Origin of the sequence: Roseibium sediminicola (assembly GCF_023156505.1) — a bacterium.
In the GTDB taxonomy this organism is placed as follows: domain Bacteria; phylum Pseudomonadota; class Alphaproteobacteria; order Rhizobiales; family Stappiaceae; genus Roseibium; species Roseibium sediminicola.
The window spans coordinates 38821-51631 of the sequence record NZ_JALNMJ010000026.1; the positions used below are offsets into that span (position 1 = coordinate 38821).

11 protein-coding genes are annotated in these 12811 nt (G+C 63.9%); 6 read left to right on the forward strand and 5 right to left on the reverse strand.

Annotation, left to right across the window (positions count from 1 at the left end; genetic code table 11):
- Nucleotides 1–4 precede the first annotated feature (4 nt).
- On the reverse strand, nt 5–2455 hold the full coding sequence (locus tag M0H32_RS25280) for a DUF3772 domain-containing protein (protein ID WP_248159075.1): 2451 nt from the start codon (nt 2453–2455) through the stop codon (nt 5–7).
- Nucleotides 2456–2789: 334 nt separating this feature from the next.
- On the opposite strand from M0H32_RS25280, the gene M0H32_RS25285 reads away from it, so the two are divergent.
- From M0H32_RS25285 to M0H32_RS25300, 4 genes are all read left to right on the forward strand, one after another.
- Nucleotides 2790–3995 (forward strand): cell surface protein, encoded by a 1206-nt coding sequence (locus M0H32_RS25285; RefSeq protein ID WP_248159078.1) that lies wholly within the window; start codon nt 2790–2792, stop codon nt 3993–3995.
- Between the two features lie 57 nt (nt 3996–4052).
- Nucleotides 4053–4979 (forward strand): DUF6384 family protein, encoded by a 927-nt coding sequence (locus tag M0H32_RS25290; protein ID WP_248159080.1) that lies wholly within the window; start codon nt 4053–4055, stop codon nt 4977–4979.
- Between the two features lie 37 nt (nt 4980–5016).
- Nucleotides 5017–6447 (forward strand): coiled-coil domain-containing protein, encoded by a 1431-nt coding sequence (locus M0H32_RS25295; RefSeq protein WP_248159083.1) that lies wholly within the window; start codon nt 5017–5019, stop codon nt 6445–6447.
- Between the two features lie 162 nt (nt 6448–6609).
- A complete protein-coding gene (locus M0H32_RS25300) occupies nt 6610–7104 on the forward strand; it encodes a hypothetical protein (RefSeq protein WP_248159085.1) in 495 nt (164 codons plus the stop codon).
- A 302-nt stretch (nt 7105–7406) separates the two neighbouring features.
- Here M0H32_RS25300 and M0H32_RS25305 read toward each other — a convergent pair whose 3' ends face one another.
- Nucleotides 7407–7835 carry a VOC family protein gene (locus M0H32_RS25305; RefSeq protein ID WP_248159095.1) on the reverse strand — a complete coding sequence of 143 codons (429 nt, stop codon included), beginning with the start codon at nt 7833–7835 and terminating at the stop codon, nt 7407–7409.
- A gap of 108 nt (nt 7836–7943) precedes the next feature.
- Here M0H32_RS25305 and M0H32_RS25310 point away from each other — a divergent pair, with 108 nt between their 5' ends.
- Together M0H32_RS25310 and M0H32_RS25315 are read left to right on the forward strand one after the other, a co-directional pair.
- Nucleotides 7944–8552, forward strand: coding sequence for a TetR/AcrR family transcriptional regulator (locus M0H32_RS25310; RefSeq protein ID WP_248159098.1), 609 nt, complete (start codon nt 7944–7946; stop codon nt 8550–8552).
- Between the two features lie 519 nt (nt 8553–9071).
- Nucleotides 9072–9467, forward strand: a complete 396-nt coding sequence (locus M0H32_RS25315) for a VOC family protein (protein WP_248159099.1) — start codon at nt 9072–9074, stop codon at nt 9465–9467.
- Here M0H32_RS25315 and M0H32_RS25320 read toward each other — a convergent pair.
- The 3 genes from M0H32_RS25320 to M0H32_RS25330 all read right to left on the reverse strand — a co-directional run bounded on the left by M0H32_RS25320 (nt 9419) and on the right by M0H32_RS25330 (nt 12551).
- Nucleotides 9419–10093 (reverse strand): helix-turn-helix domain-containing protein, encoded by a 675-nt coding sequence (locus tag M0H32_RS25320; RefSeq protein WP_248159102.1) that lies wholly within the window; start codon nt 10091–10093, stop codon nt 9419–9421. The two genes, M0H32_RS25315 and M0H32_RS25320, sit on opposite strands and share 49 nt — an antisense overlap.
- Before the next feature lie 68 nt (nt 10094–10161).
- Nucleotides 10162–10800, reverse strand: a complete 639-nt coding sequence (locus tag M0H32_RS25325; RefSeq protein ID WP_248159105.1) for a hypothetical protein — start codon at nt 10798–10800, stop codon at nt 10162–10164.
- Nucleotides 10797–12551: an ABC transporter ATP-binding protein gene (locus M0H32_RS25330; protein WP_248159108.1), complete on the reverse strand. Its 1755-nt coding sequence runs from the start codon at nt 12549–12551 to the stop codon at nt 10797–10799. The genes M0H32_RS25325 and M0H32_RS25330 overlap by 4 nt, the downstream gene beginning before the upstream one ends.
- Between the last annotated feature and the right edge of the window lie 260 nt (nt 12552–12811).

The following is a 12811-nucleotide window of genomic DNA, read 5'->3' on the forward strand; positions in this document are numbered from 1 at the left end:
CTGCCTACGAGGCCGGAGGACTTCCGCCCTCTTCCTTCCGATCCAGCGCGGCCACCAGCTTGTCGATGTCCTTGAGATGCAGGTCGCGCTGGGGGTACGGGATCTCGATCTCCGCCTTGCCGAGTTCGGTGTAGATCCTGAACAGAAGATCCGACTGGGTCGTCAGGATGTTGTTGACGTCCTTCAGGTAACAGCGCAGCTCGAAATTGAGCGCGCTGTCGCCAAGCCCCATGAACAGCACGAAAGGCGCCGGATAGCGGGCGATCGTGTAATGCCCGCGGGCCGCGTCCAACAGGATCTGTTTGACCTTTTCCAGATCGCTGCCATAGGCGACCCGCACCGGCAGCAACAGCCGGCCCGACTTGTTGCTCAGGGTCATGTTGCGCACCGTGCCGGCGATCAGGTCGGAATTCGGAATGATGACGTCATGCCGGTCGAAGGTTTCGATGCGCGTGGAGCGGACCGAAATCTTGCGCACATAGCCCGACTGGCCGGACACCTCGATCCAGTCGCCTTCCTTGATCGGCCGCTCGATCAGCAGGATGATTCCGGAGACGAAATTGGAGACGATGGTCTGCAGGCCGAAACCGATGCCGACGGAGAGCGCCCCGGCGACGACCGCGAGGCTGGAGAGGTTTAGCCCCGCCGTTGACACGGCGATCAGGGAGGCCAGCGTCAGGCCGACATAACCGGTGCCGGTGACGATGGCGGTCTGCGCCCCGACATCCATGCGTGTCTGCGGCAGGACCGTGCTTTTCAAAAGCGACTGCAGCCATCTCGTGACCACCACGCCGATACCGAACACGGCCACCAGAACGGCAAAGCTGTCGAGAGACAGGTGAATGTCGCCAAGCTGAACGCCTTCTGTGAACAGGCGCCAGACTTCCAGAATATCCGTGCCGCGCGCGCCCCAAGTCAGCGCGATCAGGGGCGCGAAGATCAGCGTCAGCACGCAGATCAGCCCCATGGCCACGAAGACCGGCGCGGGTTCGTCTTCCTTGCGACCGAGCGCCGTTTTCACGATCACCAGCACCAGATGATAGAGCATGAAGCCGATCCCGAGCTGCGCGGCGGTCATGATCACCGGGATGATGGCAACACGGGCAAGCTGGACATAGCCGACCAGGGTCACGCAAACCGCCAGAATCGCCGAGGCTCTCATCAGGAGGGACAGAAATAACAGGAAACCGGACTCCTGCGGTTTCACATAGGCTTCCTCTGGCTCAGCGTCTTCCTCCTCGGCCTCAGCAGCCGGCGCGGCCTGCTCTTCGGTGACGTCCTTGGAGCGGATGACGCCCGCCAGAGCCCAAAGCAGGGCAGAGGCCAGCAGGATCGGCGATGCAGACAGCACCGAGATCGTCGCGTCTCTGAAGGTGTTGTCGCGCTGCAGCGCCTCGACGGCGATTTCAAAGGCCATGAAAACCCCGAGACCCTGGCACAGGCGGAGCCCCCGTCGCGCCTCCTTATCCCCCAGGTCGAGCAGACGCCAGCGGCTCTGTCCGGGGGAAAACAGCGTGTGGCCAATCCAGTTCGCCACAATCAGGAAAAGGGCCATTGCCGGAACGGCAATGCCGGCTGTCCGCGCCGAGTTCGGATAAATGTCGAGAATCGGCAACACGCCGATCAGCGCCAGCGCGCCGATGCTCGGCAGCACCAGAAAACTGGCATTGTAAAGCAGCCCCAGAACCAGCGCCTTGGCCCCGCTGGCCGGTCGATTGCAATACCGCTTGAGCGCCCTCGAAATCGGGTTCTGCAGGGCGGCGAGAAACAGGATGCCGAAAACGGCCAGACCGATCGCCAGAGGCAGCGTGTCGCTCAGGTTTTTCGACACGCTCGGCCTTGCCAACTCACTGTTGATGTCGCGTTCAAGCCTGCGCTGGAATTCCGCGATTTCCCGAAATCCTGTCGACCAGGCGGAGGGTGCAAGCGGCGACGGATACCGGGCCAGGAGGGTTTCAAACTGCCTGGACCGGAGCTGCCGGTCGACCTGCCGGATGTAGAATTCCGCCTCTCCGAGCGTCTCGCCCGCCTGCCTGACCGGTGCATTGGCCGCGGCCAAGGCGTTGGTGAGTTCGGCGCGTCTTGCGGCGATCTCCTCCGCCTCCTTCTGGCCGTCGGCGGGTGGTGGCCCGAGGCTTTTCAATTGCGCCTCCAGCGCACTGGCGCGGATGTTGACCCGGTCGACAATCGCCGCATTCCGGTCACGGACCAGCACAAGCTGGCTGCGCAACTGCTCCAGGGTCTTGGGCGAGACGACCCTGTTCTGGAGCGCGATGGTGGCCCGGTTGAACAGGTCGGCGGCGGAGGAACGCGCGGTGTCCGCGGGTCCGGTCTCGGAGGCCACCGCCGGGGTTTGCGGCACCGGTGCATCGGTGCTCTGCTGCGCCTTGGCGCCGACGGCCGCAAGACTTGCCGAAAAGACAAAAGCAAACAGAATTTTTTTCAAAAACGTCATGAAGCGCCGTCGGGTCGATTTTCTTGATAACAGACTGGCTGGCTTTTCTGTCCAGTCAATCCTCGGAGTGAGGTCAATCCGTTGAAGGCGGATCCAAACTCTGGCTTAAACGCCGAATCCGGCGAAACTTTTCTCTTCGAAACACACCTGTCGCAAAAGCGGCCTATGGAAAAAAGGTGGCGGACCTGCCCAGCTGCCCGGACTTGGCCCGATTTCGGTGCCAAGCCGTTGACAGAGCGGCGTAAGCCTGCCCTAACATGCGTGAATATTGACGTTAACAGGACGTTGCGGCCGACTTTTAAAAAAATGCCGCCGTCTTTCGAGGAGGTCAGACATGACAGACGCGGCAGCCCCAGAAACTCCGGACAATGCGGCGGCTCCGGCCGGCGGTTTTTCTCCGCTTCAATATCTCGACCGCGCCCTGTCGACGCTCCGTGACATCGGCATCACGCCGGAAAGCGAGGCCGATGCCCCGATCAACGCCCTCCTGGAACAGATTTCCGACCTGTCGCCGGACAAGGTGCTGGTGATTTCCCGCACGCTTGCCCAGGCTTCAAATTTCAACGAAGTGGTGCGCAACCAGGTCCAGCAGATGGATATCGGCGAGCGCTACGAACAGATCACCGAAGCCTTCAACACCATTCGCGACGACGCCAAGGCCCTGGTTGACCAGCTGGCGGACGGCAAGATCTCCTTCACCGAGAACCTTGCCAACAAGTGGCGTGACATGCGCCGCGGCACCATCTCGGACCGTTTCGACGACATCCGCGGCACCTACAAGGATGTTGCCCGGGCCACCAAGGACCAGATCGAGCGCGAACAGACCATCCTGGAAGCCTATCGCGACTTCCGCGGCGCACTGAAACAGGCCGAAGTGACCGCGCTGGAACTACTGAACATGGCGACCGAAAAGCTCTCGGCGGCCAAGGCGGCGCTCGAAGGCGCCTCCGGCGAGGTTGAGGCCTATGCCGGCGACGACGCGGCCCAGAAAGCCCGCCTGGAGCTGGCGCGAGATGAGAAACTGCGCGAGATGCAGGACGAGGAAAAGCGCTACCAGATCGCCAAGGACCTCTCCGACAACCTGACCGTCGGCTACAACACATCCGAAGTGATCATGGCGCGGCTGGTGCAGACCACCAATGCCAAGGAGCGGGTCTATGCCCAGTCGGTCAGCTTCTTTTCCACCAACGAATCCGTTCTGACCGCCCTGAATGCCTCCTTCACCGGCCTGCAGGGGCTGCATGAGTCCACGGAAACGCTGAATGCCATGAAGGACGGCATCAACAAGAGCCTGGAGACCTTGGCCGAAATCGGCGACACGGTGCAGCAGGAGGCCCTGAAGGCCGGGTACGGGCCGACGGTTGCGGCCGCCTCGGTCAAGAAGCTGGTCGACAGCGTGGTGAACTTCCAGGTCCAGTCGCGCGAGATCATCAACGAGATGCGCGACATGTCGACCAAGAACTCGGAAGAAATCCGCAACGCGGTCGAGGACGGCAAACGGCGCCTTGCCAAGCTGACCGCCCAGGGTCAGGCCCTCTAACAGGCCAGGTCTGGCGGACCGGCTGGCCGGTCCGCCCGCAGGAGAAGTTACGCGTTTATGGCAAGCAAATCCGACGCCCCGCTCGACGATCTCATGATGGCGATGGACGTGGTCGACACGCTGCGCCACGAAGAGGGACAGGTCGCCAGGGAACTGAAGGCCGACGAGCGCGACGCCGCCATGGTCGAGCGGCTGAGGCAGGTCTATGCCGCCCAGGGCATCGAGGTTCCGGACCATATCCTGAAAGCCGGTGTCGAAGACCTGAAGCGCGACCGTTTCGTTTATGCTCCGCCATCGGCCGGTTTTCAGCGCACGCTGGCCATGGTCTATATATCGCGCGGGACCTGGTCCAAGTGGCTGGCCGCGGTCGCCGCAGTGCTCGTGGTCTGTATTGCAGCCTGGTATTTCATCGTCAAATTGCCGGCGCAGCGGGCCGAGGCCGATCTGCAGGCCAGACTGCAGGCGCTGCCGGCGGCCCTCACCGAATTGGTGACCCGGGTCGACGACCTGACCGAAAACGCCGACATCGAGGCGGAAGCGCAACGCCTGGCCGCGGACGGGCGTCTGGCATTGTCGGACGGCAAGTCGGAGGCCGCCTTCAAGGCGGAAACGGACCTGCGCAAGCTGGCTGCGAACCTTCAGGAAGTCTTCGAGGTGCGCATCATCTCGCGCGAAGGCGTGCCCACCGGCGTCGAGCGCATTCCGGACGGCAACAGGAAAACCCAGAACTACTACATCATCGTCGAAGCGGTTGACCCGGACGGCAATGTCCTGGAGCGCGATATCGTCTCCGAAGAAAACAGCCAGGCGCAGCGGGTCGACAAATGGGGCCAGCGGGTCTCCGAGACAATCTATGACGCTGTACGCCGGGACAAGATGGAAGACGGTATCGTGCAAAAGGGCACGCTCGGCCGCAAAAGGCGGGGCGAACTGGACATCAAATGGCGCAGCGGCGTTCAGGACGGAGCAATCACGACATGGTAAAGGCCGTTAGCGTGATGTCAGACCGGGAGCCGCATGCATGCTGACCGGACGCCAGACCCTCGGTACGATTGAAGAATCGCTTGCGGACCTTCGCCGCGAGGAAGCCGAACTCAGCAAGCGTATCGAGCGCTCGACACGGGCCCTGACCGACCTGCAGGAACGCCAGAGCGAAGCCTATCGGGATCTCGCCCGTTTCCGCCTGGACACGGACAGCGCCGGCGCGCTCAACACACGCCTGGACAGCGCCGCCCGGGAAGCCCGCCGCCTCCTGGACAAGCGCAGCTCGGACTACAAGGTTCTGACCGACCAGCTGCGGCAATGCGAGAGCGAACGCAGCCAGCTGCAAAAAAAGCGCGCCGATCTCGACGAAAGCCGTGATGCCGCCGAGAATCAGATGGACGAGCTGATGGAGGTGGTCGACAGCCGGCTGGAAGGCGATGCCGCCTACCAGGCCCAGCACGCGCGCACCGAAGCTGCCCTTGCCACCGCCGAAGCCGCGGCCTCCAAGGCCAAAACGTCGGACCGGGACCGTCAGGAAAAAGGCAAGGCCTATGAGGCAGACCCGCTGTTTCTCTATCTCTGGCAGCGCGGCTACGGCACGCCCGACTACAAGCGCCGCGGTCTGGTGCGCTCTCTGGACCATTGGGTTGCCGGTCTGATCCGCTTTCACGATGCCCGCGCCAATTATGCCATGCTGACCAGCATTCCGGAACGCATGGCGCGTCATGCCGAGCGCTGCAGCGAGATCGCCGAGGAGGAGCAGGCCAAGCTGGCGGAATTCAGCCGCAACGCCATGACCGATGCCGCCGGCGCGGATCTGGTCGGCACGATCGAGGATCTCACCGGCACGATCGACCAGATCGACGGCGAGCTCGACAAGCTCGACCGCCAGATCGAGACCCTGTCGGAGGCGCTGGCGGAATTTTCCAGCGGCGAGGACGCCGATTTCCAGAAGGCCGAGGAGCATCTCGCCGTCTCGCTACAGGCCGACGATCTCGGCGACCTGTGGCGGGCTGCGTTGGCGACGCCTTCGCCGGAAGACGAAAAGATCGTGCAACGGATCGAGGACCTGAGGGAACGGATCGAGCAGATCACACGGGAGATCCGCCAGGACCGGGAACTCCAGCGCGACACCGGCCGCCGCCGCGGTGAACTGGCCGATGTCATCAAGCGCTTCCGTTCCAAGGGCTATGGCAGCTGGGAATCCACCTTTTCCGACGACAAGCTGACGACCGTGCTGCTGGGCGAGCTGGTCAAGGGCGCGATCACCGGCGCCGATTACTGGTCGCGGGCGGAACGGTCTCACAAGCGCCGCAAGCCGCGCGGCCGTCAGGTCGCTTTTCCGAAAGGCTCCGGCCTGCCCAAATCCATGGGCGGTCTTGGCGGCAACAAAACCTTCGGCGGGGGCGGTTTCAAAAGCGGCGGCAGTTTCGGCGGCGGCGGTTTCAAGACGGGCGACAGTTTCTGAGCGTGGCAGGCGATTTGAAGCCTGCCCTGCTCCTGTCACAAGGCTTCGTTAGGGCTGTCGTGTCAGTATAGTTTGATAAAAGCAGAGCTGATTGTTGTATTTTGACCTTAACCACGTTTAGAACGTGCCTCTTGGATGACCTTAAGAAACCCGGGACCGCCGATGCGACGCCTTATTTTTCTCAGCCTCAGCGCCATTGCCCTTGCCGCCTGCCAGTCCGGTTCGTCGCAACGGACCACGCTGCCCGACCAGCCGCAATTGAGCGTTCCGGCCGGTGCCCAGTCGGTTAACATTGCCGCCGATCCGATGACCGTGCGCAGCGCCCTCGTCGCCAGCGCCCAGGAACGCGGCACCGTCGTCCTTCAGGATCAGCCCAACATGGTGGTGATGGAGCGGGCGATGACCGGCGACAACCCGGCGCTCGATTCCCAGTTCGGCCCCTCCGACAACGGCCAGCGCGTGATCCGCATTCGCGTGCGCTTCACCGGCACGCCCTGCCAGACCCTTGCCGTGCAGGATCTCGCCGTGATCAACAATGTCCGCACGGCGCTGGAGCAGAGCTTCGTGCTGCCGGGCAACCCGAACACCATGCAAAGCCTGCAGGGTCTCAAGTCCCGCGCCGAACAATCCAGCTCCTGCCCGCCGATCGCGTCCTGATTTCCTGCTTCTTGTGGCGCCGGCAGAGCACAATCTCTCCGGCGTCATTCCGGACAAGTGCAGCAATGCTGGGACCAGGGAGCTATGAGCCAAACACCCTTAGTCCCCGTCGTATCGACATGTGAGGGGCTCTCCGATCCCGGGTCTTCGCTCTGCTTCGCCCGGGATGACGAAGTCAGAGTTAGCCCGCATACCAAAGGCGTGACCGGGACCCCGGCCACGCCCTTGTCTTGCCGTCCCCGCGGCGGATCACAGCAGTGGGAGACCTCCCCCGCCCCGGGGTCCGGAAAGATCCTTGATCGTCAGGCCGGCAGAGCTTCCGGGGCGAACTGTTTCAGAAACTCTTCGCTCGGCGGGATCGGCTTGATGACGTCAATCATCACCCCGTTCGGGTCTCGCGTGATGAAATGGCGCTGGCCGAAGGCCTCGTCGCGCAGCTCCTGCAGGATCGGCAGGCCGCTGGTCTTGGCCGCGCCATAGACCGCGTCGACATCCTCGACCTCGAAATTGAGCAGCAGGCCGCCCGCCCCCTTGCCCCGGCCGGCTTCCGGAATGGTCTCGTGCGACTGGTCCAGCACCGCAAGATTGACCTTGTCATCTTCTTCCGATTGCAGATGCACATACCAGTCCGCCTCGAAGACCGCCTTGAAGCGGAAGTTCTCCCGGTAGAACCGTACCGTTGCGGCAACATCCGCGGTCATGAGAACCGGATAATATTGGGTACATTTCATCGCTTTTCTCCTGAAGGGCCCGTGCCGGAGCGCGGCGGGGCTTTGCAAATCCACAAAAAAGACATACAGTCTGTATGTAATTTTTCAACTAACATACAGGCTGCATGTATGCAAGAGAAAAACGACCGGGAGCCCGGAAGCCGCCGCACCCAGGCCGAGCGCCGCGCGGAAACCCGCAAGGCGCTCCTGGACGCGGCGCGCGCGCTGATCGTGGACAAGGGCTACGCGGAAACGGCAACGCCGGAGATCGTCAAGGCGGCCAATGTCACCAGGGGCGCGCTCTATCACCATTTTGCCGACAAGGCGGATCTGATGCGTGCACTGGTGCTTCAGGAATCGGAAGCCATCGCCGCCGACATCAACGCGGAGACCAACACCGGTCAGACACCGCTCGATGCTTTCATGGCCGGGGCGCAGGCCTATTTCACCGCCATGTCCGTGCCCGGCCGCGCAAAGATCATGCTGCTGGAAGGCCCGACGGTGCTTGGTCTTGCAGAGATGGCCGAGATCGACCGCCAGACCGGCGGCGCCACGCTCCTGGAAGGCCTGCGCCACGCCGCCAATCACGGCGCCCTGAAGGATATCCCCCTGGAACCCCTCGCCGACCTGCTCTCCTCCGCCTTCGACCGGGCTGCGCTGGCGATTGCCAATGGCGAGGACCGGGCGGCCTATGAGAGGGCAACCCGCAAGCTGCTGGCGGGGATTTTGACGGAGTGAGGATGGATGCCGTTTGTGCGCCCTCCCCCTTCGAGGCGGCGAGAACCGCAAATTGACACTTGTCGTTAGGCTTGAGCAAGCGCGTTTCCTCCGGTTGTCATCCCGGCCAAGCGCAGCGCGAGCCGGGACCCACTCTCGGTCCCGCTTGTCAAAGCGTGCGCTTTGTTGTCAGCGGGGGCCATACCCATCGCTCTGCAAACGAGTAGGCCCCGGGTCTCCCGTTGGTCGCCCGGGGTGACACCGGTACTTGAGGCAAAGCTTTGCCCCTCCGTCGTCATCTCCGCGAAAGCGGAGACCCAGGACTCCATGAGACGGACGGCTGGAACCGCAAGCACACGGTGCCTGGGCCTCGGGTCTCCCTAAGGTCGCCCTGAATGAAAAAAGGCATAGCTGGCGCGCCCACTCCAGACGGAATTTCCTGCCCTCGAAGGCAAAAACCCGCTCCCTGTCGCGATCCTTCAAGACAGGCAATACCCCGTCCGCTAGAAGACCGGCAGACCAAGCCTCAAGGAGCCTCAAGTGATTTTCCGCTATTCGATTCTCTATGTCGACGACGTCGCCGCCGCGCTCGATTTCTACGAGCGCGCCCTCGGCCTGACGCGCCTGTTCCTGCATGAAAGCGGCGACTATGGCGAGCTGGCGACCGGCGAGACCAAGCTGGCCTTTTCCTCCAGGGCGCTGATGAAACAGCTCGGCAAGACACCCGGAACGCCCGACCCGAAAACCCCGGTTTTCGAGCTCGCCTTCGAAACCGACGATGTCCCGGCCGCGCTGAAAAAAGCCGTCGAGGCCGGTGCGACGCTGGTCCAGGACGCCCGCGAGGAACCTTGGGGCCAGACCACCTCCTATGTCAGCGATCCGTTCGGTTATCTGGTGGAAATCTGTTCGCCGGTCCAGTTGCCGAGCGCGGGCTGACACAGAAGCTCAAGGATATGGGGCGCCCGGCGCAGCTGCGCCGGCGTGCCGCCGAACCAGCTCCGGAAATCCCGCGTCATGTGCGCCTGATCGCTGAAGCCGCAAAGATCCGCGATTTCCGGTAAGGCGAGCCCGGAGGCCAACAGCCCGGCCGCCCGCCGAGCCCGCGCCAGCAGCCGCCAATAGTCCGGCGCCGGCAACCCGAACGCCTTCAGCTGCCGCTGCAGCGTACGTTTCGACACGCCGAGATCCGCCGCTACGCTCTCGACACTTGCCCCTGGTGCCACCAGCGCCAGCAGGATCTCATCCGCCGCGTCCCCTGCCGCATCTGCCGACAACGCATTGCCCAGCACCTCCTCCGCCCGGCCGCAATCCCGCTCAAGCTCCGCCAGGACCTCATCGCCAACCACCGCCCCCGGCCGCAGCCGATACCCGGTGATTTCCGTGCCTGCAGACAACTCCGCCACCCGCGGCCGCAAATCCAGTACGGTCAGCACGATTTTTTCACGGGTGCCCGGTTCACGGACGATCAGAACGTCACGGCAGCCGTCGGGGAAGACGGGGGCACGCTCAGTGGTGGTGGTGGTGTGGTGGTGCCAGGGTTGGAAGGGGATGGTGCGGGACATAAAGCAGGTCTAGCAGCAGGACTGCATTAGACAAAACATGGTTTTCAATGCTTGCCGTTTTTCCTATCTTATCCTACCACCTCCCCACGCCGCTCCCTTCCCCGATACCTGACGGCCCCCTCCAGGCACCGCGCGCCCCGTCCCGTCTCCACCTGGCACGCTGCCAGCAGCCCGGCTGCATGCGCAGCCGCCGGGCTGGCGCCGCGAATCTCGGAGAACCCGACCGCTTCCGGACAGGCCCCGAACACCGCCTGGGGCAGGTCCAGCCGCGAGAGCTCTTGTGGCCCGCAGCGGGCGTCGCCCTGGACGGAGAGGACGCCGTAAAGACCTGCGGGATAGACCAGCCCGCCGCGGGCCGGGGCCGAGGCGATGAGTATGCTGCCGGCCCGCTGCAGGCGTGCGACCGCGAGGCCGAGCTCCACCGAGGAGCGGGCCATGCCGAAGGCGCAGAGGAGGATGTCGGGCGGGTCCTTGCAAAACCAGTCCAGCGCGGCGCAAACCTGAATGTGAGCGGCCGCCAGCCGGCCCGGAAAAACCACCGCGTTGACGAGTTTGATGTCGGGTGCATGGGACTGGATGGTCTTCGCCATGGCAGCGGCATGCATGCCGGCATGGGGCGTGCTGTCGCTCTCGCAGAACCAGGCCTGATGCTCGAGGCCCGGCCAGTCCTTCGGCAGGGCGCCGTCGATGAGGCCGGTGCGGATCATGAAGCCCCTCCCCTTATCGAGGCGAAACCGCCGAGATCGATGTGCCGGTCGAAAGCGCCATAGCGGTCGGCCTCGCCATGGGTGACGACAATCCTCGTGCGGTCCCCAAAAATGCGGTCGATCGCGGCCAGGATCCGTGAAACCCTTTCCCCGTCGACTTCCGACAGGCTTTCGTCCAGCACCAGCACCTTGAAGGGCTGCAACAGCGCCCTTGCAAGGCAGAGCCGCTGGCGCTCGCCGCCGGAAAGCTCCAACCCGCCCTCGCCGAGCGGCGTTGCCAATCCGTCCCGGACGAAGCGCTCTTCCAGTTCCAAGAGCCGCAGAACCTCCAGCATGTCGCTGTCGGTGGCGCTGGCGCAGCCGAGCCGGAGATTGTCGGAGAGCGTTCCGGAAAAGACATGGCCCTTCTGCGGCACCAGCGCAACGGCGCCGCGCAAGTCCTTCAGCGCCAGCTTTCTGAGATCGATCCCGTCGAGCAGGATCGTACCCTGCCTCGGGTCGTCATGGCGCTGCAGCAGCGACAGGAGCGAGGATTTGCCGATGCCGGAGGGCCCGGACAAGCGCAGCTTGCTGCCCGCCGGGAGGGTCAGCGAAAGGTCTTCAAAGAGCGGCGGCCCGTCCGCAGGCGCATAGGCAAGGTGGCTCAGCGCCAGCTCCCCACCCCCAGCATCCAACGCAATCGGCGTCGCCGGGTCGCGCACTTCGGGTTCGGCGCTCATCACCTGGTCAAGCCGGTCGAGCGCGGCCTTCATGCGCGCCTGACCGTGCCAGAGCGAGATCAGCGACTGAATCGGCCCAATGAGAAAACCGAGATAGGCGATAAAGGCAATCAGAGACCCGAGCGGCATCGTGCCGTCGATGACGGCGAGCCCGCCGATCAGAAAGACGGCTCCGCGCAGGATCGCGGTTAGCACCATCGGCACGGCGCGGGTCACCTCGGACCACATCTGCGCCTTCATCAAGGCACCTACGAGAGTGTTCTGGCGGGTTTCGATCCGGTCGGCAGCCGCCTCCGAGGCGTTGAGGGCGCGAAGCGCCGACAGGCCGGTGATGGTCTCGGCAAGGCTGGAGGCGAGATGTCCCCGCGCCTGACGCACGTCCCGTGCCTTCTGGTGCGTCACCGGCCGGGCCCGGGCAAAGAACAGCAGCTCGACCGGCGCCAGCGCCAGGGCGAGAAGAGCCAGCTTCGGCGCCAGCACAAACAACATCACCAACCCGCCGCACAGCCGGAGCAGACTGCCGGCACCGGACACCAGGACGGAAAAGGTGAATTGCTGGACCTCGCCTGCATCGCCATCGAGCCGGCTCATCAGCTCGCCTGTTGTCTGGCGCGCCTGCCAGCGGGGCGACTGCTCAAGGATCTTTTGAACCGCCGCGCGGCGGAGATCCGCCAGAAGCCTTGCGGAAAACCTCAAATGCAGCAGCGAATTCACCGCGCCCAGCGCCAGCGCTGCCAGACCGACGCCGAACAGTGCTGCGGCGAACATTACCAGCGCCTGCTTGTCGCCCGCCATCAGCCCCTGGTCGATCACCAGCTTTGTAAGATAGGGCGGGATCAGCGCCGCCCCGGCGGTCACCAGCGACAAGAGGAGCAGCGCCGCCAGCGGCCAGCGGTAGGGCACGACCAGCGGCAGCAGCCAGGCGGCTTCGCGGCGGCCGAACAGGCGAGAGAACAGCGCGCGCAGGAGGGACTGCCGCGGCGTTTCAACAGCGTCTGGTGTCGCGCCGGTCAGGGGCACGGACTGTCTCATCGTTTCGCCTTCATCTATGCCGCTTTTCCAATTTCGGCTCCTCCCCCAGCTGTCACCCCGCGAAAGCGGGGACCCAGGACGCTGTGAGGCCAGCGGCAAGACCCGTGAGCTCACGGAGTCCTGGGTCTTCGCGTTGCTCCGCCCGGGATGACAACGGAGGGTTTGCCCTCTCATTCCGTCCCACTTCCAATGGCAGAATGAGCTAGCCGGGCCGGAAAAAGCTGCGCTTGCCGGCCCGGCTGCGGTCGCCCGGGAGGACG